Source organism: Nocardioides sp. Soil774 (assembly GCF_001428125.1).
Classification (GTDB): Bacteria; Actinomycetota; Actinomycetes; order Propionibacteriales; family Nocardioidaceae; genus Nocardioides.
In genome coordinates, this window is record NZ_LMSM01000001.1 from 34,850 (window position 1) to 53,909 (window position 19,060).

At 73.2% G+C, this 19,060-nt stretch carries 20 protein-coding genes; 15 read left to right on the forward strand and 5 right to left on the reverse strand.

Annotated elements, in window-relative coordinates; genetic code table 11:
• Positions 1 to 11: 11 nt before the first annotated feature.
• Entirely contained in the window at positions 12 to 929 is a 918-nt protein-coding gene (locus tag ASG76_RS00175) for a diacylglycerol/lipid kinase family protein (RefSeq protein ID WP_056598249.1), read from the reverse strand.
• Between the two features lie 197 nt (positions 930 to 1,126).
• On the opposite strand from ASG76_RS00175, the gene ASG76_RS00180 reads away from it, so the two are divergent.
• The 4 genes from ASG76_RS00180 to purB are packed head-to-tail and all read left to right on the forward strand — an operon-like array spanning position 1,127 to position 5,638.
• Positions 1,127 to 2,410 (forward strand): adenylosuccinate synthase, encoded by a 1,284-nt coding sequence (locus ASG76_RS00180; RefSeq protein ID WP_056598256.1) that lies wholly within the window; start codon positions 1,127 to 1,129, stop codon positions 2,408 to 2,410.
• Positions 2,407 to 3,675 carry a phosphoribosylamine--glycine ligase gene (purD, locus tag ASG76_RS00185; protein WP_056598259.1) on the forward strand — a complete coding sequence of 423 codons (1,269 nt, stop codon included), beginning with the start codon at positions 2,407 to 2,409 and terminating at the stop codon, positions 3,673 to 3,675. Before ASG76_RS00180 ends, purD begins: the two co-directional genes overlap by 4 nt.
• Complete coding sequence (locus ASG76_RS00190; RefSeq protein WP_056598262.1) at positions 3,668 to 4,216, forward strand: DUF402 domain-containing protein; 549 nt, start codon at positions 3,668 to 3,670, stop codon at positions 4,214 to 4,216. Before purD ends, ASG76_RS00190 begins: the two co-directional genes overlap by 8 nt.
• Before the next feature lie 3 nt (positions 4,217 to 4,219).
• Positions 4,220 to 5,638, forward strand: coding sequence for an adenylosuccinate lyase (gene purB / locus ASG76_RS00195; RefSeq protein WP_056598264.1), 1,419 nt, complete (start codon positions 4,220 to 4,222; stop codon positions 5,636 to 5,638).
• Between the two features lie 140 nt (positions 5,639 to 5,778).
• On the opposite strand, the gene ASG76_RS00200 is transcribed toward purB, so the two are convergent.
• The gene (locus ASG76_RS00200; RefSeq protein WP_056598268.1) at positions 5,779 to 7,230 is read right to left on the reverse strand and encodes an MFS transporter; all 1,452 of its coding nucleotides are present in this window, start codon (positions 7,228 to 7,230) and stop codon (positions 5,779 to 5,781) included.
• 48 nt (positions 7,231 to 7,278) lie between these two features.
• Here ASG76_RS00200 and ASG76_RS00205 point away from each other — a divergent pair, with 48 nt between their 5' ends.
• Both ASG76_RS00205 and ASG76_RS00210 read left to right on the forward strand, forming a co-directional pair.
• On the forward strand, positions 7,279 to 7,548 hold the full coding sequence (locus ASG76_RS00205) for an acylphosphatase (protein ID WP_235529355.1): 270 nt from the start codon (positions 7,279 to 7,281) through the stop codon (positions 7,546 to 7,548).
• Positions 7,549 to 7,570: 22 nt separating this feature from the next.
• Positions 7,571 to 8,437, forward strand: coding sequence for a hypothetical protein (locus tag ASG76_RS00210; protein WP_235529356.1), 867 nt, complete (start codon positions 7,571 to 7,573; stop codon positions 8,435 to 8,437).
• A 10-nt stretch (positions 8,438 to 8,447) separates the two neighbouring features.
• Here the strand turns inward: ASG76_RS00210 and ASG76_RS00215 are convergent, their stop codons facing one another.
• On the reverse strand, positions 8,448 to 11,279 hold the full coding sequence (locus tag ASG76_RS00215) for a helix-turn-helix transcriptional regulator (RefSeq protein ID WP_056598275.1): 2,832 nt from the start codon (positions 11,277 to 11,279) through the stop codon (positions 8,448 to 8,450).
• A gap of 62 nt (positions 11,280 to 11,341) precedes the next feature.
• Positions 11,342 to 11,542 (reverse strand): hypothetical protein, encoded by a 201-nt coding sequence (locus tag ASG76_RS00220; protein ID WP_056598279.1) that lies wholly within the window; start codon positions 11,540 to 11,542, stop codon positions 11,342 to 11,344.
• A gap of 181 nt (positions 11,543 to 11,723) precedes the next feature.
• Here ASG76_RS00220 and ASG76_RS00225 point away from each other — a divergent pair, with 181 nt between their 5' ends.
• The 6 genes from ASG76_RS00225 to ASG76_RS00250 all read left to right on the forward strand — a co-directional run bounded on the left by ASG76_RS00225 (position 11,724) and on the right by ASG76_RS00250 (position 16,598).
• On the forward strand, positions 11,724 to 12,272 hold the full coding sequence (locus ASG76_RS00225; RefSeq protein ID WP_056598282.1) for an antibiotic biosynthesis monooxygenase: 549 nt from the start codon (positions 11,724 to 11,726) through the stop codon (positions 12,270 to 12,272).
• 19 nt (positions 12,273 to 12,291) lie between these two features.
• Entirely contained in the window at positions 12,292 to 13,185 is an 894-nt protein-coding gene (locus ASG76_RS00230; protein WP_056598285.1) for a phosphoribosylaminoimidazolesuccinocarboxamide synthase, read from the forward strand.
• Entirely contained in the window at positions 13,182 to 13,622 is a 441-nt protein-coding gene (locus ASG76_RS00235; protein ID WP_268788329.1) for an SRPBCC family protein, read from the forward strand. Before ASG76_RS00230 ends, ASG76_RS00235 begins: the two co-directional genes overlap by 4 nt.
• Positions 13,623 to 13,687: 65 nt before the next feature.
• Positions 13,688 to 15,253, forward strand: coding sequence for a long-chain-fatty-acid--CoA ligase (locus tag ASG76_RS00240; RefSeq protein ID WP_056598290.1), 1,566 nt, complete (start codon positions 13,688 to 13,690; stop codon positions 15,251 to 15,253).
• Positions 15,253 to 15,441: a hypothetical protein gene (locus ASG76_RS00245; RefSeq protein WP_056598295.1), complete on the forward strand. Its 189-nt coding sequence runs from the start codon at positions 15,253 to 15,255 to the stop codon at positions 15,439 to 15,441. The genes ASG76_RS00240 and ASG76_RS00245 overlap by 1 nt, the downstream gene beginning before the upstream one ends.
• Positions 15,442 to 15,578: 137 nt before the next feature.
• The gene (locus ASG76_RS00250; protein ID WP_157558847.1) at positions 15,579 to 16,598 is read left to right on the forward strand and encodes a hypothetical protein; all 1,020 of its coding nucleotides are present in this window, start codon (positions 15,579 to 15,581) and stop codon (positions 16,596 to 16,598) included.
• Between the two features lie 64 nt (positions 16,599 to 16,662).
• Here the strand turns inward: ASG76_RS00250 and ASG76_RS00255 are convergent, their stop codons facing one another.
• Complete coding sequence (locus ASG76_RS00255) at positions 16,663 to 17,490, reverse strand: DUF72 domain-containing protein (RefSeq protein WP_157558848.1); 828 nt, start codon at positions 17,488 to 17,490, stop codon at positions 16,663 to 16,665.
• Positions 17,491 to 17,604: 114 nt separating this feature from the next.
• On the opposite strand from ASG76_RS00255, the gene purS reads away from it, so the two are divergent.
• The 3 genes from purS (at position 17,605) to ASG76_RS00270 (ending at position 19,056) form a co-directional block, all read left to right on the forward strand.
• Positions 17,605 to 17,886 carry a phosphoribosylformylglycinamidine synthase subunit PurS gene (purS, locus tag ASG76_RS00260; RefSeq protein WP_056598303.1) on the forward strand — a complete coding sequence of 94 codons (282 nt, stop codon included), beginning with the start codon at positions 17,605 to 17,607 and terminating at the stop codon, positions 17,884 to 17,886.
• On the forward strand, positions 17,883 to 18,551 hold the full coding sequence (gene purQ, locus ASG76_RS00265; protein ID WP_056598306.1) for a phosphoribosylformylglycinamidine synthase subunit PurQ: 669 nt from the start codon (positions 17,883 to 17,885) through the stop codon (positions 18,549 to 18,551). Before purS ends, purQ begins: the two co-directional genes overlap by 4 nt.
• 61 nt (positions 18,552 to 18,612) lie before the next feature.
• The gene (locus tag ASG76_RS00270) at positions 18,613 to 19,056 is read left to right on the forward strand and encodes a DUF3817 domain-containing protein (protein WP_056598309.1); all 444 of its coding nucleotides are present in this window, start codon (positions 18,613 to 18,615) and stop codon (positions 19,054 to 19,056) included.
• Positions 19,057 to 19,060 lie beyond the last annotated feature (4 nt).

Consider the following 19,060-nt stretch of genomic DNA (forward strand, 5'->3'; position numbering starts at 1 on the left):
GAGCGGCCAGGTCAGGCCGGGGGCAGGATCATCGAGTACGCCGACGGCTCGAGGCGCCAGCTGCGGCTGCGCTCGGGCCCGGAGATCTCGCCGTCGGCCGACAGCCAGAACTCCTCGCCGCTGACCTTCACCGAGCGTCCACGCAGGGTGACGACGTCGTCGCGCTGGTCGTGCTCGCCGCGGCTGAGGTGGGCGACGTAGCCGACCTTCGCGAGCGGCTTGACGGCCCGGCTGATCATCACGTCGAGGCGGCCGTCCTCGGGGTCGGCGTCGGGGTTGAGCTCGGTGCCCCCGCCGACGTTGCCGCCGTTGCCGATGGCGACCATCAGCACCGGGCGGTCGACGTCGTTGACGACCTCGCCGTCGACCTCGACGCGCAGGCGCCAGCTGGGCGGGTGGAAGGCCGAGAGCGCGGCGCCGATCGGATAGCCGAGCTTGCCCAGGTTGACCTTGCCGACGCCGACCGAGCCGAGGCGGGTCTTCCACTTCGCGCCCTTGCGGCTGGCCTGGGCCCCCACGCCGACGTGCACGTTGTTGACCACGATGTTGCCGGTCTCGTCGACGAGCAGGTCGACCGGCCGGGCCTCGCCGTCGAGCACGAGGCGGGCGGCGTCCTCGATCTCGAGCGGGATGTCGTTGCCGCGGGCGAAGTCGTTGCCGGTGCCCATCGGGAGCAGCGCCAGGGTGGAGCCCGCGAGCTCGTGTCGCTTGTGCAGCGCCGTGACCACTGCGTGGATGCTGCCGTCGCCGCCGGCGACCACCACGGTGCGGCCCCCGGCGCGGTGCAGCACGCCGTCGAGCTCCCCGGGGTTCGACGTCTTGGCGACCTCGACGGAGGCGCCCTCGCGCAGGACGGCCAGCGCCTCGGAGAGCCGTTCCTCGTCGGAGGTTCCGGCCTCAGCGTTGGTGATGACCAGAAGGGAGCGCACGGCCGGAGACTAGCCCACACAGCCGCCCGCGCATCAGCCTCTCGGGTGGATGCCGGTCCGCGCCCGGTCGCCGTCACGGTCGGTGCGGCGGAGGTGCGGTAGCGTGGCGTCGCAAGAGCCCCGGTGCCTTGTGCCGGGGCTGTTCGCATTTCCTGTTCAGATCTTGATTTCCGATGACATGACAGAGGAGGGCTGAGATGCCCGCGATCGTCGTGCTCGGCGCCCAGTGGGGCGACGAGGGCAAGGGCAAGGCCACCGACCAGCTCGCCACCACGGACTCCATCGACTTCGTGGTCCGCACGAGCGGTGGTCACAACGCCGGCCACACCATCGTCATCAACGGTGAGAAGTACGCCACCCACCTGCTGCCCAGCGGCATCCTGACCCCCGGCGCGACCTCGGTGATCGCCGGCGGCGTGGTCGTCTCGCCCGAGGCGCTCTTCCGCGAGCTCGACGGGCTCGTCGCACGCGGGGTGGAGGTGGCCGACCTCAAGGTCAGCGCCAACGCCCACGTCATCGCGAGCTATCACGCGACCATCGACAAGGTGACCGAGCGCTTCCTCGGCAAGAACCAGATCGGCACCACCGGCCGCGGCATCGGGCCGGCGTACGCCGACAAGGTCAACCGGGTCGGGGTGCGGATCGCGGACCTCTTCGACGAGGGGATCCTGCGCGAGAAGGTGGAGGCCGCCCTCGACGTGCGCAACCACCTGCTCACCAAGGTCTACAACCGTCGCGCCATCGAGGTCGACACGGTCGTCGAGGAGCTGTTGTCCTACGCCGAGCGCCTCGAGCCGATGGTGTGCGACACCTCGCTGCTGCTCAACCGGGCGCTCGACGCGGGGCAGACGGTGCTCTTCGAGGGTGCCCAGGCGACCATGCTCGACGTCGACCACGGCACGTACCCCTTCGTCACCTCCTCCAACCCGGTCGCCGGCGGCGTCTGCGTGGGCGCGGGCGTCGGTCCCACCCGCATCGACCGGGTGATCGGCGTCATCAAGGCCTACACGACCCGCGTCGGCTCGGGGCCGTTCCCCACCGAGCTCTTCGACGACGACGGCGCGCAGCTGCAGCAGCTCGGCGGCGAGATCGGCGTCTCGACCGGGCGCACCCGGCGCTGCGGGTGGTACGACGCGGTGGTCGCGCGCTACGCCAGCCGCGTCAACGGCCTCACCGACTTCTTCCTCACCAAGCTCGACATCCTCGGCGCGTGGGAGCAGATCCCGGTCTGCGTGGCCTACGAGATCGACGGCAAGCGCGTCGACGAGATGCCGATGACCCAGACCGAGTTCCACCACGCGAAGCCGGTCTACGAGTACTTCGAGGGCTGGCAGAGCGACATCTCCGACTGCCGCTCCTTCGACGACCTCCCCAAGAACGCGCAGGTCTACGTCCAGGCGCTCGAGGAGATGTCGGGGTCGCGGATCTGGGCCGTCGGCGTCGGCCCGGGCCGCGAGCAGACGGTGGTCGTGCACCCGTGAGGGTCCTCGTCGTCGGCACCGGCGGGCGCGAGCACGCGCTCGCGGTCGCGCTCACCCGTGACCCCGCGGTGGGCGAGGTCCACGCCGCTCCCGGCAACCCCGGGATCGGTCAGGTCGCCACGCTCCACGACGTCGACCTCATGGACGGCGCCGCCGTCGCCGCCCTCGCCACCTCGATCGAAGCCGACCTCGTGGTCGTCGGGCCCGAGGCGCCGCTGGTCGCGGGCGTCTCCGACGCAGTGCGCGAGGCAGGCATCGCCGTCTTCGGCCCGTCGCGGGCGGCCGCGCGCCTCGAGGGCTCCAAGGCCTTCGCCAAGGACGTGATGGCGCTCGCCGGGGTGCCCACCGCCGGCTCGCACACCTGCACCACCGCCGACGAGGTGGCCGCGGCCCTCGACACCTTCGGGGCGCCGCACGTCGTCAAGGACGACGCCCTCGCCGCGGGCAAGGGCGTGGTGGTCACCAACGACCGCGACGAGGCGCTGGCCCACGCTGCCGGCTGCGAGCGGGTGGTGGTCGAGGAGTTCCTCGACGGCCCCGAGTTCTCCCTCTTCGTCGTGTGCGACGGCACCGTCGGCGTGCCCCTGCTGCCGGCCCAGGACTTCAAGCGGATCTTCGACGGCGGGCGCGGGCCCAACACCGGCGGCATGGGGTCCTACGCCCCGCTCGGCTGGCTGCCCGAGGGCACCGTCGAGCGCGTGATGGAGCAGGTGGTCGCGCCGACGCTCGCCGAGATGCAGCAGCGCGGCGCGCCGTTCGTCGGCTGCCTCTACGTCGGGCTGGCGCTCACCGCGGGCGGGCCGAAGGTCATCGAGTTCAACGTCCGCTTCGGCGACCCCGACATCCAGCCCGTGCTCGCGCTGCTGACCTCGCCCCTCGGGGTCCTGCTGCGCGCCGCCGCCGACGGCGACCTGTCGGTCGCACCCCGCCCCGAGTTCGCCGACGGCGCCGCCGTGACCGTCGTGATGGCGAGCGCGGGCTATCCCGAGGGCTCGCGCTCCGGCGACGTCGTCGTCGGCACCGAGACCCTCGACCGCGAGGACGACGTCGACGTCATCCACGCCGGCACCGCGCGGACCGACGCCGGGCTGGTCACCGCCGGCGGCCGGGTGCTCGCCGTGCGCGCGACCGGCACCGACGTCGCCGACGCCCGCGCGAAGGCGTACGAAGGCATCGCGTCGATCAGCTTCCCGGGCGCCCAGTGGCGCCGCGACATCGCCGCGGAGCCCCTCGGGGTGGTCGAGGGTGCGGCCTCACGTGGCTGACCCCTTCGCGGTCGGCTCGCCCGTGCGGGTCCGCGAAGTGCTCCACGGCGCGGAGTGGGCGTCGTGGGACGAGCGCGTGCTCGCCGACGACGGCACCCTCCTCGTCACCGTGAAGCCCGCGGGCACGGCGATGCACTTCCCGCCGCACCCGGTGCCGCACCCGTGGGGACACCTCGAGGCGTGGCAGGGCACGACGGTGCTCAAGCAGCGCCGCGCGGGCGACTGGTACTCCGTGTGGCGGTTCTTCGACGCCGCGGGCCGCGCGCTGTCGACGTACGTCAACTTCGAGACGCCCGTGGTCCGCACCGCCGACGGCGTGGACGTCAACGACCTCCAGCTCGACGTCGTCGTCGAGCTCGACGGCACGTGGCGCTGGAAGGACGTGCAGCACCTCGCGCCCTCGCTCGCCTCGGGCCGGATCACCTCCGAGGAGCTGCTCGCCACCCTGGCGGCGGCCGCGGAGGTGGCCGACCTGCTCGAGCGCGACGACCGCTGGTGGGCACCGTGGGACGAGTGGTCCCCGCAGGATGGGACACTCTGAGCCGTGAGCGTCCCCAACGTCCTGGCCACCCGCTACGCCGGCGCCGATCTCGCCGAGATCTGGTCGCCCGAGCACAAGATCGTCCTCGAGCGCCAGCTGTGGGTCGCCGTCCTCAAGGCGCAGCGCGACCTCGGCATCGCCGTCCCCGACGGCGTCGTGGAGGCCTACGAAGCGGTCATCGACCGGGTCGACCTCGACTCCATCGCCGCCCGTGAGCGCGTCACCCGCCACGACGTGAAGGCCCGGATCGAGGAGTTCTCCTCCCTGGCCGGGCACGAGCACATCCACAAGGGGATGACCTCGCGTGACCTGACCGAGAACGTCGAGCAGCTGCAGGTGCGCCGCTCGCTCGAGCTGGTGCGCGACCGCGCGGTGGCCGCGCTGGTCCGGCTGGGCCGGCTCGCCGCCGAGCACGAGGCCACCGTCATGGCCGGTCGCTCGCACAACGTCGCCGCCCAGGCGACCACCCTCGGCAAGCGCTTCGCCACCGTCGCCGACGAGATGCTCATCGGTGTGCAGCGCGTCGAGGAGCTGCTCGCGCGTTACCCGCTGCGCGGGGTCAAGGGCCCGATGGGCACCTCGCAGGACATGCTCGACCTGCTCGATGGCGACGCCGCCCGCCTGGAGCAGCTCGAGGAGCGGGTCGCCGCGCACCTCGGCTTCGAGCAGGTGCTCACCAGCGTCGGCCAGGTCTACCCGCGCTCGCTCGACTTCGACGCCGTGGCCGCGCTCGTGCAGCTCGTCAGCGGACCGTCCAACCTCGCCACCACGATCCGGCTGATGGCCGGTCACGAGCTGGTGACCGAGGGCTTCAAGGAGGGCCAGGTCGGCTCCTCGGCGATGCCGCACAAGATGAACACCCGCTCCTGCGAGCGCGTCAACGGCCTCGCCGTCATCCTGCGCGGGCACCTGTCGATGGTCAGCGAGCTCGCCGGCGACCAGTGGAACGAGGGCGACGTCTCCTGCTCCGTCGTGCGCCGCGTCGCGCTCCCCGACGCGTTCTTCGCCACCGACGGCCTCTTCCAGACCTTCCTCACCGTGCTCGACGAGTTCGGCGCCTTCCCCGCGGTCATCCAGCGAGAGCTCGACCGCTACCTGCCGTTCCTCACCACCACGAAGGTGCTGATGGCGGCGGTGCGCAACGGCGTCGGTCGCGAGGCCGCCCACGAGGCGATCAAGGAGGCCGCCGTCGGCACCGCGCTCGCCATGCGCGCCGGCCAGGCCGACAACGACGTGTTCGCCAAGCTGGCCGCCGACTCCCGGCTGGGGCTCACCCGCGACCAGATCGACGCCCTCGTCGCCGACCCGATCGAGTTCACCGGCGCTGCCGTGGCCCAGACCCGCGCGGTCGTCGCCCGGGTCGAGGCGCTCGCGGCGGCCCACCCCGGCGCAGCGGCGTACGTGCCGGGCGCGATCCTCTAGCGGCGGCGACCACGGGGGACGTCGAGCGGACACTGGTGCGCTCGAGTAGCCCGGTGCCGCTTCATGGGGGTACCTGAGCGGACAACGGTCCGCTCGAGCAGCACCGTGGTCCCCGGGGACCCCCGGCCGGACCCACGCCCTCAGTCGCCCGATCGCCAGGACCGTACGGCGGCGGCAAGCGCGACCGACAGCACGGCGAGCGCGGTCAGCAGCGCCGCCCGCGCGGCGACGGGGGCGGACGCCACCGCCGCGACGGCCTGGTAGACGGTCATGAGCAGTGCGGCGCCGAGGGCCGATCCGATCCGCTGGCCGGTCTGCAGCGCACCACCGGCGGCCCCGCCCATCCGCGGGGGGACCTCGGCCAGGGTGAGGGTGAAGTTGGGCGAGATGACCCCGCCGCCGCCGATCCCGGCGAGGAGCATGGCGGGCGCGAGGGTCCACCACAGCGTGTCGGAGGGCGAGGTGACCAGCCAGGCCGCCAGCGCCGTGCCGGTCATCATCACCGACAGCGCGACCAGGGTGACCCGTCGCCCGATCCGTCCGACGAGCCGTCCGGCCAGCGGTGAGGTCGTGGCCGCCCCGACCGCGAACGGTGTGAGGAGCAGGGCCGAGGAGAGCGGGGAGAAGCCCTCGCCCTCCTGCAGGTGCACCGAGAGGACCAGGAAGATTCCGGTGAAGCCGGTGAAGTAGAGCGTGCCGACCAGCAGGCCGTTGGCGTAGCCGGGCAGCCCGCGCAGCAGCGAGACGTCGAGCAGCGGCGGACGACCCAGCGCGATGGTCCGCACCTCCCACCGCACGAAGCCCCACGCGAGCGGCGGGAACGCCAGGAGCAGCAGGAGCGGCAGGCCCGCCCCGCCCTCGAGGCTGATCAGCGGGTAGAGCACGGCGAGCACGGCGAGTCCGAGCAGGGCGGCCCCGGGCAGGTCGACGCGCGGGTCCTTCTCCGCGGCACCGGCCCCACCCGCGTCGTTGTCGGGCACGAGGCGGTGGATGAGCACCAGCGCGACGAGCCCGATCGGGACGTTGATGAGGAAGAGGGAGCGCCAGCCGTCGTCCTCGCCGAGCAGCCCGATCAGCGTGCCGCCGATCAGGGGACCGGCGGCGGAGGCCACCGCGACGGTGAAGCCGAACAGACCGAACGCCCGGCCGCGTTCCTCGCCGCGGAAGAGCTGCTGGATGAGCCCGGAGTTCTGCGGCGTGAGCAGGCCCGCGCTCGCCCCCTGCGCCAGCCTGGCCAGCACGATCGCCGTGGCGCTGGGCGCCAGCCCGACGGCGAGGCTGGAGGCGACGAACCCCACCAGTCCGACCATCATCATCCGACGCCGGCCGTGGGCGTCGCCGAGCCGACCGCCCGCCACGAGCGTCATGCCGAACGCGAGGGCGTACCCCGACACCACCCACTGGATCGTCGCTGCGCTGGTGCCGAGACCCGCGCGGATCGAGGGGACCGCGACGTTGACGATCGTGACGTCGAGCAACGACATGAAGCCGATGACGAGGGAGACCGCGAGCACGCGCCAGCGGCGCGGGTCGGGCTCGTACGTCGCATCGACGGTGCCGCTCTGCGCGTCGACCTGCTCGTGGCTGCTCATCGCCCCACAGCCTCGCACCCGACACCAGAGCAGGGGATGATCGAGGGCGTGAGGGCGATCGAGGCACGGGTGACCGGACGGGTGCAGGGTGTCTCCTTCCGGTGGTACGCAGAGGAGCAGGCGCGGCGCCTCGGCGTGGCCGGCTGGGTGCGCAACGAGCCCGACGGCTCGGTGCTGCTGCACGCCGAGGGCGACGACGCGGCGCTCGACGCGCTCGTCGCGTGGTGCCACGACGGGCCGTCGCTCGCGCGGGTGCGCGACGTGGCGGTGCGCGAGGCGGCGGTGACGGGGGCGACCTCGTTCGAGACGCGCCACTGAGACGCCGGGCTAGCGTGTGCGCGTGACGTCACCACCCACCTACGACGACGTCGAGGTCGTCGTGCCCGCGCCCGGCGCCGGGCCGGGAAGCTGGGCCGGTGCCGCCAGCGCGGTGCTGGTCGACGACGTGTTCTGGCTGGCCTGGCGCGTCCGCCGCCCGCTGGCCGACGGCCGTGGCGTGCGGGTCGTCGTGGCCCGGTCGGACGACGGCACCACCTTCGAGCCCGTCGCAGAGGTGCACCGCGACGCCTTCGGTGCGGAGTCGTTCGAGCGCCCCGCCCTCGTCCCCCTCCGCCAGGGCGGCTGGCGCCTCTACCTCTCGTGCGCGACCCCCGGCTCCAAGCACTGGTGGGTCGACAGCCTCACCGCCGACACGGTCGAGGCCCTGCCCGACGGCGTACGACGTCGCGTGCACGACGGCGACGGCCGCACGGGCGTCAAGGATCCCGTCGTGCGGCTCACCGACGAGGGCTACGAGATGTGGCTGTGCTGCCACCCGCTCGACGAGCCGGGTCACGAGGACCGGATGACCACCCGGCGCCTCACCAGCGCCGACGGCCTGGACTGGCACGACCGGGGCGAGGTGCTCGCCGGCCGGGAGGGGCACTGGGACGCGCGCGGTGCGCGCGTGACCGCGGTGCTGGGCGACGGGACACTGCTCTACGACGGACGCCCCGACGCCGCGTCGAACTGGCACGAGACGACCGGGGTGGCCAGGTGGGACGGCGAGAAGGTCACCCGCGACGACCGGGCACCGATCACCTCCCCGCACGCCGACGGCGCCTTCAGGTACGCCACCGCCGTGCCGCTGCCCGATGGCCGGGTGCGCTTCTACGTCGAGGCCGCCCGCCCGGACGGGGCGCACGACCTGGTCACCTGCGTGCGCTGAGGCCGGTCGCTCAGTCCGCGAGCAGCCCCTGCCGTCGCGCCACGGTCGCCGCCTCCGTGCGGTTGGCCGCCCCGAGCTTGGCCAGGATGTGCGACACGTGGACGCTCGCGGTCTTGGGCGACATGAACAGGCGCGTCCCGATCTGCCCGTTGGTCAGGCCGTCGGCGACCAGCCGGAGCACCTCCACCTCCCGCTCGGTCAGCACCTGGTCCGTACGCCGCTCGCGCGACCCGAGGCCGTAGGTCTCGGCGAGCCTGTCGGCGCGCGCCAGCAGCGGCACCGCCTCGAGCCGCCGGGCAATCTCCCGCCCTGCGGTCAGGTGCTCGCGGGCGGCCGTCCGGTCGCCGTGGGTCGCCTCCTGCTCGGCCAGCGACAGGTGGGTGACGGCCACGTCGGGGACGTGCCCGATCCGCTCCCAGCCCTCGAGCGCGGCCCGGAGCGCCGACCTCGCGTCGCGACCGTGGAAGCGGTCGAGCTGGGCCTCGAGGTCGATCGGCCACACCTCGCCGAGGGGCCCGTAGCGCGGGAAGCGCGCGAGCGCCTCGTCGATCACGGAGAGGTGCTCCCGTGCATCGGCGACGTCGTCACCGACGCCGGACGTGGCCGCGTCCGCCTCGGCCCGCGCTGCGACGAGCGCGGTGGTCACGAGCTGGTCGGCGTTGAACAGGACGTGGTCGTCGGTCCAGGCGGGCAGCAGCACCGACCGCATCGCCGGGAGGTCGCCTTCGAGGACCGCGGCCCGTGCGAGCAGCTCGCGGACCAACGCCTGTGGAGCGCCCCCGGGAGCGGGATCCGTGACCCGCGTGCGCCACCTGTCGACGTCGGCCGAACCCCGCTGGACGAGGTCGAGAACGTCGAGCCGGGCGCTGCTGCTGCGCACGTCGTCGTCCCACCACGGAGCACCGGCCTCCAGCGCCTGGCGGGCTCGGTCCCAGTGCCCGGTGAGGAGCCAGCTGAAGGCCGCGTTCTCGGTGAGGTGCTCCCACGCCTCCACGGACAGGTGCGGGCGGGGCAGCCGCGCGAAGCCGTCCTCGGCGGCCGCCTGCGCCTCGACGTGGCGACCCATGATCGCCTCGCACCACACCAGGTTGCCGATGCAGCCGACGACGCCGCGCCAGGCCTCGTCGGGATAGTCGCCAAGCACCTGACGCAGGAGCGCTGCGCCTGCGGCAGGGTCGCCGGTGATCTGTGCCTGGTAGGAGCCCATCGCCGCACAGAGGAACACCGCACGACGTACGCCGAGCGCACGGGCGCCGGCGAGGGCGCGGGCGACCAGCTCGCTGCCGTGCGCGGCGTCGTCGGAGCGGCTGCCCACCGCCGCCCAGACGGCGACGGAGACGACGTCCACGGGCGCGTCGGCGAACGCCTCGTCGGCGGCGACGACGGCCGTGTTCGGCAGGAAGTTGGCCTCGCCCTTCGCGTGCTCGTCCTCGGCGAGCAACGCTGCGGCGGCCCGCTCGGCGTCCGTCATTCGCTCGAACGGAGTGGCTGCGGCGAAGGCCCGGCGCTGCGAGCGGCTCGCGAGCGTGACGGCCAGCAGGCCGCGACCCCAAGCCTCACGCAACGGCATGCCCGCGACCTCGGCGGCGTCGTCGAGCTGGGTGAACGCCCGCATCACCCGCGTCCAGAGCGCCACCTCTTCATCGGGCAGGCACACGCGCTCGGCGGCGGGCAGGGCCGCGACCGTCGCGGCCAGCGCCCGACGTACGTCGCGTGCGTGGTGCCAGTGCTCGGCGATCGCGAGGAGAGCCGGGTCGCGCGCGAGCACCCCCGGGTTGTCCTCCAGCACCTCCGCCCACCTCCGGTGCCACGACCGCCGCGCCCCCGGGCCGAGCTCGCGGTCGGTCGCCTCGCGCAGCAGGGCGTGCCGGAAGCCCACCGCGTCGGTCTCGTGGTCGGTGCGCAGGATCCCGGCGTGCAGCGCCTGGGCCAGGGCGGCGTCGAGCTCGTCGGCCGTCATGTCGAGCACCTGCTCGAGCAGGCTGATCCGCAGGTGGCCGTCGCCCACCGCGGCCGCCTCCACCAGGCGCCGTGCCTCGGGTGCCAGCCCTCCCAGGCGACCCGCGGCCACGGCCGAGACGGTGCTCAGCTCCGGCCGGCCGGCCGCGGCGACCAGCTCCTCCACCACGAAGGGGATGCCGTCGCTGAGCCGTTCGACGCGCGCTGCGACGTCGGCGGACGGCGCCGACCCGAGCAGCTCGCGCAGCTGTCGCTGGACCGCGGCGGGGCTGAGCCGCGACAGGGGCAGCACCTCGCAGCCGGGCGTGCGCGCCAGCGCGGCGACGTACGACGTCAGGGCCGCCTCGGCCTCGGTGCTGCGCTCCGGGTCGTCGGTGCGGACGGTGGCCACGAGGAGCAGGCCGGACGGCAGCGTCCGCGCGGCCAGGGAGACGAGGTCCCGGGTCGCGGAGTCGGCCCAGTGCAGGTCCTCCACCACCCACACCAGCACCTGCGTCGACGCCAGCCGCTCGAGCAGGTCGAGGAACGTCGAGAGCAGCTGCACGCGCTCGACCTGCTGGCGGGGCGCGGCCCCCGGGAGCAGCGGGGCGAGCGCCTCCCTCTCGTTCGGGAGCAGCACCTCGCTGCCCGCGACGCGCAGCAGGTCGCGCAAGGTGTCGGCGACCACGCCGAAGGGGATCTTGCCGGTGGACATGTCGACCGCGTGGCCGGTGAGCACGAGCGCGTCGTCGAGCGTCGCGACGGCCTCGGCGAGCAGCCGGCTCTTGCCGATGCCCGCCTCGCCGGTGACCAGGAGGCAGCGGCTGGCACCGTCGCGGGCGCTCACGAGAGCGCCCGCGACCTGCTCCAGCTCGGACTCCCTGCCGACGAGCGTGCCGCCCATCTCCTGATGGTCGCAGGCGGGGCGGCCGGGTGCCACGACGAGATCGGCATGCGTGGTCGGCATCAGAGGGCGGGTCGGGGCGCGGGGAGCCACCTCGACCACCCGCCGCGCCGGGGCGAGGGGACCTCGGTGACGGCCGGCTCGACCGCGGTCCTGGTGCGCCGGGCGGCCCGGGCGGTGCGGGCGGACGCGATGTCGCGCGCGACGTCCTGGCGGTGGGTGGCGGCGATGCGGGCGGTGATGTCGATGGCGGTGTGGTTCATGACGGGCTCCTGGTCGGGTGCTGTGCGGTGGATGCCTCCACGCTGCGGCTAAGGCGCCCCGCACCACATCCGGCAGACGCCTTATCCGTGCCGGCAGGTGCCTCAGACGTACGCCGACGTGGCCGGGATCTCGTCGCCGTCGGCTTCGCCCCACGAGCGCCCGCGCCCGACACTTGAGGGCATGACCGCTCCCGTCACCGTCTCCGTCACCCGCCACGTCGACCCGGCACAGACCGCGCAGATGCTGGCGTGGATGCAGGCCGGCACGTCGATGGCGGAGAAGTTCGACGGCTTCCTCGGGTCGGGGTGGGTGCGGCCGGGCGTGGACTCGCCCGACTGGCACATGCTCTACCGGTTCGCCGACGCCGAGTCGCTCGCGGCGTGGGAGGCCTCCCCGGAGCGCGCGTGGTGGCTCGAGGCCGCGCAGGGGGACGTCGAGGAGTCGCGGCGCGAGCGGCGTACGGGCATCGAGGGCTGGTTCGACGAGCCCGCGACCGTCGAGTCGCTGAACGCGGTCGCGCCGGCGCCGCCGCGCTGGAAGCAGATGGTGGTGATCTACCTGGTCTTCCTGCCCCTGAGCCTCACGGCCAACTTCATCGCCCTGCACACCATCGCCGACTGGGCGCTGGTGCCGCGGGTCGTGCTGGTCACGACGGTGATGACGCCGCTGATGACCTACGTCTTCCTGCCGTGGGTCACGCGGCGGATGTCGTGGTGGTTGCACCGCTGACGCCACTAGGCTCGAGCACGTGGCCGAGCTGAACATTCCCGCAGCACCCGTCATCGAGGGCACCACCCACGTCCACTCGGGCAAGGTGCGCGACCTCTACCGCATCGATGCGGGTCCGCACGAGGGCCGGCTGCTGATGGTCGCCAGCGACCGGATCTCCGCCTACGACTTCGTGCTGGACTCGACCATCCCCGACAAGGGCGAGATCCTCACCCGGATGTCGCTGTGGTGGTTCGACCAGCTCGCCGACCTCATCGGCAACCACGTCGTGTCCACCGACGTCCCTGCCGCCGTGGCCGGTCGGGCGGTGGTCTGCGAGCAGCTCGACATGTTCCCGGTCGAGTGCGTCGCCCGCGGCTACCTCACCGGCTCCGGCCTGCTCGACTACCACCGCACGGGCGAGGTGTGCGGCATCGCGCTGCCCGCCGGCCTGCAGGACGGCAGCCGGCTGCCGGAGCCGATCTTCACCCCGGCCACCAAGGCCGAGCTCGGCGACCACGACGAGAACGTCTCCTACGAGGCGGTCGTCGAGACCGTGGGCGACGACGCCGCCGCCGAGCTGCGGATGCTCACGATGAAGGTCTACTCGCGCGCGCACGCCCAGGCCCTCGAGCGCGGCATCATCCTGGCCGACACCAAGCTCGAGTTCGGCCGTCGACCGGACGGCACGACGATCCTCGCCGACGAGGTGCTCACCCCCGACAGCTCACGCTTCTGGCCCGCCGACGAGTGGCAGCCCGGGCGCGCGCAGGCGTCGTACGACAAGCAGATCGTGCGCGACTGGCTGACCCACGAGTCGGGCTGGGACCGCACCTCCGGCGAGGCGCCCCCGCCGCTGCCCGAGGCCGTCGTCGAGCGCACCCGCGCGCGCTACGTCGAGGCCTACGAGCTCCTGACCGGGGAGTCGTTCTGACCACGCGGCGCTTCACCGCCTCGGTGGAGATGCCCCACTCGGCCGAGCAGGCCTTCACCTACCTCGTCGACCCGCGCAACCGGCCGGCGTGGCAGTCGAGCCTGCTGTCGGTCGACGTCCCCGCCGACGAGGAGCCGCACCTCGGGCAGGCGTGGAGCGAGCTGACGGCGGTCGGCGTACGACCCCACCTCGTGGTCACCGAGCTCGTCCCGTTCCGCGTCTGGGCCGAGAGCGGCACCTGGCGCGGCGTGCGGGCCGACCTGCGGCTGCGCTTCACCGCGCGCGCCGACGGCTGCCGCGTGCAGGCCGAGGGCGAGGTGAGCGGCACCGGGCCGTACGCCGTCGCAGCAGCCGCCTCGGGCCTCGTGGCCGGGAAGGCGATCGCCGCCGACCTCCGCAAGGCGAGCCGGCTCATCGGCGAGCAGCACGCCGGCTGACCCCGCCGCCTGCCGCGGCGAGACGACGGGTGACGCCCGTCACGACCGGTGAGTAGGTTGGCGCCATGGCCAACCTCTCCTCCCTCCTCGAGCGATCCGCGCAGGCCCACCCGGACCGGACGGCGGTCGTGCTGGGCGACACCCGGCTGACCTATGCGCAGGTCGACGCCGCTGCCGGCCAGGTCGCCAACCTCCTCGTCTCGCGCGGCATCGAGCCGGGCGACAAGGTGGCGCTGAGCTGCCCCAACCTGCCCTGGTTCCCGATCGTCTACTACGGCATCCTCAAGGCCGGCGCGACCGTCGTCCCGCTCAACGTGCTGCTCAAGGGTCGTGAGGTGGCCTACCACCTCGACGACTCGGACGCGAAGGCCTACTTCTGCTTCCAGGGCACCCCCGAGCTGCCGATCGGCACCGAGGGCCACGCCGGCTTCGAGCAGGCCGAGCGGTGCGAGCACTTCTTCGTCATCACCGCCGACCCGGCGGCCGAGTCGCCGATCGCCGGCACGCAGACCCTCGGTCAGGCGCTCGCCGGCCAGGCGACGGACTTCGAGTCGCGCGAGGTGGGCGAGGACGACACGGCCGTCATCCTCTACACCTCGGGCACCACCGGCCAGCCCAAGGGCGCCGAGCTGATGCACCGCAACATGATCTCCAACGCCCTGGCCAGCGAGGACCTCTTCGGCGCCGACGCCGAGCGTCCCGACACGCTGCTGTGCGTCCTGCCGCTGTTCCACTCCTTCGGGCAGACGGTGATCATGAACGCCGGCTTCGCCTTCGGCGGCACCGTGGTGCTGCTGCCCCGGTTCGAGGCCGGGCCCGCGCTGGCCCTGATGGACCGCGAGGACGTCACGTTCTTCGCCGGCGTCCCGACGATGTACTGGGGCCTGCTCGGCGCGCTCGACGACTCCGGGGTCGACGTCAAGAAGCTCGCCGACACCATGCGGGTCGCGGCCGCGGGCGGGTCGGCCCTGCCGGTCGAGGTTCACAAGGAGTTCGAGCGCCGCTTCGGCGTGACCATCCTCGAGGGCTACGGCCTCTCCGAGACCTCCCCCGTGGCGAGCTTCTCGGTGTGGGGCGAGCCCGCCCGCGTGGGCTCCATCGGCAAGCCGATCCCGGGCGTGGAGATGAAGCTGATCAACCCCGAGCCCGGCATCCGCGAGGACGTCGAGGACGCCGTCGACGTGGTCGGCGAGATCGCCATCAAGGGGCCCAACATCATGAAGGGCTACTACGGCCGCCCCGACGCGACCGCCGAGGCCATCGTCGACGGCTGGTTCCGCTCGGGCGACCTCGGCCGCAAGGACGCCGACGGCTGGTACTACATCGTCGACCGCTCCAAGGACATGATCATCCGCGGCGGCTACAACGTCTATCCGCGCGAGATCGAGGAGGTCCTGCTGACCCACCCCGACGTATCGCTGGCCGCGGTGATCGGCGTGCCCCACGAGAGCCACGGCGAGGAGATCAAGGCCGTCGTCATCCGCAACGACGGCTCGACGCTCACCGAGGACGAGCTCGTCGCGTGGGCGAAGGAGCAGATGGCCGGCTACAAGTACCCGCGCATCGTCCAGTTCGTCGACGCCCTGCCGATGACCGCGACCGGCAAGATCCTCAAGCGCGAGCTGAGCTGATGCGGGCGCTGGCGATCGCGCTCGGCGTCGTGCTGGTGCTCACCGGGGCGGTGTGGACCTTCCAGGGCTTGGGCTACCTCGAGGGCAGCCCGATGACGGGTCAGACGATCTGGGCCACCCTCGGCCCGATCGTCGCCGGCTTCGGCGTGGCGCTGGTGGTCGTAGCGGCGCGACGGAAGCGGAGCTGAACCGCTCGGGCTGAACCTCCTGGGGAACCAGGTGCAGGGCCGAGGTGCCGGACGAGGTGCAGGTGGTTCCCCACGGAGTCGTCCACAGGCGGGAGGTCGAGGGCGTACGCCGACGCGTCACCGGGTAGGCGTCGCGCGTGTCCGACTTCCATCCCCGCTGCCCGCCTCCGCGCGGGCTGGTGCGTCCGGTGCGGACAGATCCCGACGGCGTGACCGGTCCCACGCGAGGCGTCGCGGCGGGACCGCGATGGCGTACGAGCAGCCCCGGCCTGGTGGTCCCCGCCGACGTCGAGCTGAGCGTCGAGCAACGGATCCTCGAGGCCGCGGTCCGGCTGCCCGCCGGGGCGATGCCCACCGGCTGGGCGGCGCTCAGGCTGGCAGGCGCGGCGTGGTTCGACGGCGCCGCCGCGGACGGACGTACGCCGATGCCGGTGCCCGTCCTGCTGCCGCACGCCTCGCGGCTCCGCGGGTCCGGCGTGCGGGTCGAGCGCACGCGGGGCTCGCTGCCGCCCCCGGTGACCCGGCACGGCATGGCGTGCGTGCCGAGCGAGGTCGCGCTGCTGCACGAGCTGCGCTGGGCCGCCTCGCTACGCCGCGCCGGAGTCATGGCGGACATGGCCCTCGCCGCCGGCGTCGTCGACCTCGCGGTCCTGCGCGCCCACGCCGCGACCCGTCGCCGCACCGACGCGACGACGTACGCGCTGCAGCGGGCGTGCGGCGAGTGCCGATCGCCGAAGGAGTCGGAGATGCTCCAGGTGTGGGGGGCCGACCTCGACCTCCCGAGGCCGGTGATGAACCGTGAGGTGCTCGACCTCGCGGGTCGCGTGATCGCAGTGGTCGACCTGCTGGAGGTCGAGTCCGGGACCTACGGGGAGTACAAAGGGGCGGCGCACCGCAGCCGGGAGCGACAGCGCCGTGACGAGGCGCGCGCCGACGAGCTGCGCGGGGTGGGGCTGGAGGCGTTCGTCCTGGTGGCCGGCGACTCCGAGCGGGTCTGGCGCGACCGGATGCTCTCGGCGCGGGGGCGCGCGCTGTGGCTTCCGGAGGGCCGGCGGCGGTGGCGTGTGGGTGCGTTCGTGCCCGCGCCGCCCCTGCCCGACGAGGACGAGGCGGCGCTGGACGAGTTCATGCTCGAGCACTACCGCGCGCTCGAGTGAGTGGGGAACGAGGCGCAGCCGCTGGGACGCGTCCGACCTGCAGGTCGTTCCCCAGCCGCGGACGTCACCGCCGCAGGGTGATCCCGAGCCGCTCCTGCAGCGCGAGCGCGTCGAAGGGCGCGTGCACCTTGGCGTCGTTGTCGAAGTAGACGTGCACGTCCAGCCCGTCCGCCTCCCAGCCGCGCGCCTTCTCCGCCCACCGGTCGAGGGCGGCGTCGGAGTAGCCGCTGGCGTAGAGCTCGGTGTCGCCGTGGAGGCGGACGTAGGCGACGCCGCTGGTCACCTCGTCGAACATCGGCCAGGTGCCGGCGGAGTCCGCGACGACCATCCCGATGTCGTGCGCCCGCAGCAGCTCGCAGAACTCCGGCGTGCGGAAGGAGTCGTGCCGCACCTCCAGCACGTGGTGCAGCGGCCGGTCCACCGGCGAGGAGGTGTCGGCCGGCTCCTTCAGCCTGGACGCGTCGTGGTGGGCGGCCGCGTACGCCGAGGCGTCCGACGTACGACGTGGCAACAGGTCGAAGAAGGCCGCGAGCCGGTCGGGGTGGAAGCCGAGGTTCGGTGGCAGCTGCCACAGCACCGGACCGAGCCGCTCGCCGAGCGAGAGCACGCCCGAGGCGAGGAAGGTGCCCAGCGGGACCTCGACGTCGTTGAGCTTCAGCATGTGGGTGAGGTAGCGCGGCCCCTTCACCGCGAACACGAAGTCCTCCGGCACCTGCTCGGCCCACGAGCGCCAGCTCGACGGCCGCTGGAGCGAGTAGAACGACCCGTTGACCTCGATCGCGCCGAGCCGCTCGGCGGCGTGGGCGAGCTCGAGGCGCTGCGGCAGTCCCTTGGGGTAGAAGACACCGCGCCACCCGGCGTAGCGCCAGCCGGAGATGCCGACCCGGATCATGGCCCCCGCGTACCCGGCGCGGTGTCCGCACATGCGTGCCCGGCTCGGAGGGTGCGCCCGGGCGTCACTAGAATCGTGCCCGCCCACCACCTCGCCCGTCCTCAGGAGCACTCCGTGGCCCGAGTCGTCGTCGACGTCATGCCCAAGCCCGAGATCCTCGACCCCCAGGGCAAGGCTGTGCTCGGCGCGCTGCCGCGCCTCGGGTTCGACCTCGTCACCGATGTCCGCCAGGGCAAGCGGTTCGAGCTGCAGGTCGAGGGCGAGATCACCGACGCGGTGCTCGCCGAGATCGACCGGGTGGCCGAGACGCTGCTGTCCAACCCGGTGATCGAGGACTACGAGGTCCACGTCGAGGAGCACTCCGTCACCGAGGTGGCGCACGAGGCCGGTCGATGAAGGTCGGGGTCGTCACGTTCCCCGGCTCCCTCGACGACGTCGACGCGCGCCGCGCAGTCGGCATCGGCGGCCACGAGGCGGTCGCGCTGTGGCACGGTGACGACGACCTCAGGGGCGTCGACGCGGTCGTGCTCCCCGGCGGCTTCTCCTACGGCGACTACCTGCGCTGCGGTGCCATCTCCCGCTTCGCGCCGGTCATGACCTCGGTGGTCGAGGCCGCCGGCAAGGGGATGCCGGTCCTCGGCATCTGCAACGGCTTCCAGATCCTGTGCGAGTCGCACCTCCTCCCCGGGGCACTGATCCGCAACGACCACCGCAAGTTCGTCTGCCGCGACCAGCGCCTGCGCATCGAGCGTGTCGACACCCCGTGGACCTCGGCCTACGCCGCCGGTGCCGAGGTCACGATCGTGCTCAAGAACGGCGAGGGCGGCTACGTCGCCGACGAGCCGACCCTCGACCGCCTCGAGGGCGAGGGCCGCGTGGTCGCGCGCTACCTCGACGACAACCCCAACGGCTCGCTGCGCGACATCGCGGGCATCTCCAACAAGCGCGGCAACGTCGTGGGCCTGATGCCCCACCCCGAGCACGCGGTGGAGGACCTCACCGGTCCGGGCACCGACGGGCTCGGCTTCTTCACCTCGCTCGTCGAGCGCGCCTTCGCATGAACACCCCACGACGTTCGTCTCCTCCGCTTCGCTCCTCCGAACAACGCCGCAGGGACCCCGCATGAGCCCGACCCGTCTCTACCGCCTGGTCGCGCGCGCCGAGGCCGTCACGTGGGCGCTGCTGCTGACCGGCATGTTCCTCAAGTACGTCACCGACACCACCGAGCTCGGCGTGCAGGTCTTCGGCATGGTGCACGGCGTCGTGTTCATCGCCTACTGCCTCACCACGGTGCTGCTGTCGCTCGACCAGCGCTGGTCCTTCGGCCGGCTGGCGCTGGGCCTGGCGGCGGCGGTCCCGCCGTTCGCGACGGTGCCCTTCGAGGCGTACGCCGAGCGCGCCGGGATGCTGGGCGACGCCTGGCGCCTGCGCTCCGACGCGCCGCACGGCGTCCTCGAGACGCCCGCGGCATGGCTGCTGCGGCGCCCGGCCCAAGGCCTGGTCGTCGCGCTCGTCGCGGTCGCCGGCCTGACGGGCGTGGCGCTCGTCGTCGGTCCGCCCGTCTGAGGCA

Bases quoted from the DNA above. Each gene is read 5' to 3' on its own strand.
- ASG76_RS00245 (WP_056598295.1), top strand. From the start codon at position 15,253: ATGCGGGCGCTGGCGATCGCGCTCGGCGTCGTGCTGGTGCTCACCGGG.
- ASG76_RS00255 (WP_157558848.1), bottom strand. From the start codon at position 17,490: ATGATCCGGGTCGGCATCTCCGGCTGGCGCTACGCCGGGTGGCGCGGT.
- ASG76_RS00180 (WP_056598256.1), top strand. From the start codon at position 1,127: ATGCCCGCGATCGTCGTGCTCGGCGCCCAGTGGGGCGACGAGGGCAAG.
- ASG76_RS00240 (WP_056598290.1), top strand. From the start codon at position 13,688: ATGGCCAACCTCTCCTCCCTCCTCGAGCGATCCGCGCAGGCCCACCCG.
- ASG76_RS00220 (WP_056598279.1), bottom strand. From the start codon at position 11,542: ATGAACCACACCGCCATCGACATCACCGCCCGCATCGCCGCCACCCAC.
- ASG76_RS00270 (WP_056598309.1), top strand. From the start codon at position 18,613: ATGAGCCCGACCCGTCTCTACCGCCTGGTCGCGCGCGCCGAGGCCGTC.
- ASG76_RS00200 (WP_056598268.1), bottom strand. From the start codon at position 7,230: ATGAGCAGCCACGAGCAGGTCGACGCGCAGAGCGGCACCGTCGATGCG.
- purQ (WP_056598306.1), top strand. From the start codon at position 17,883: ATGAAGGTCGGGGTCGTCACGTTCCCCGGCTCCCTCGACGACGTCGAC.
- ASG76_RS00215 (WP_056598275.1), bottom strand. From the start codon at position 11,279: ATGGGCGGCACGCTCGTCGGCAGGGAGTCCGAGCTGGAGCAGGTCGCG.
- ASG76_RS00225 (WP_056598282.1), top strand. From the start codon at position 11,724: ATGACCGCTCCCGTCACCGTCTCCGTCACCCGCCACGTCGACCCGGCA.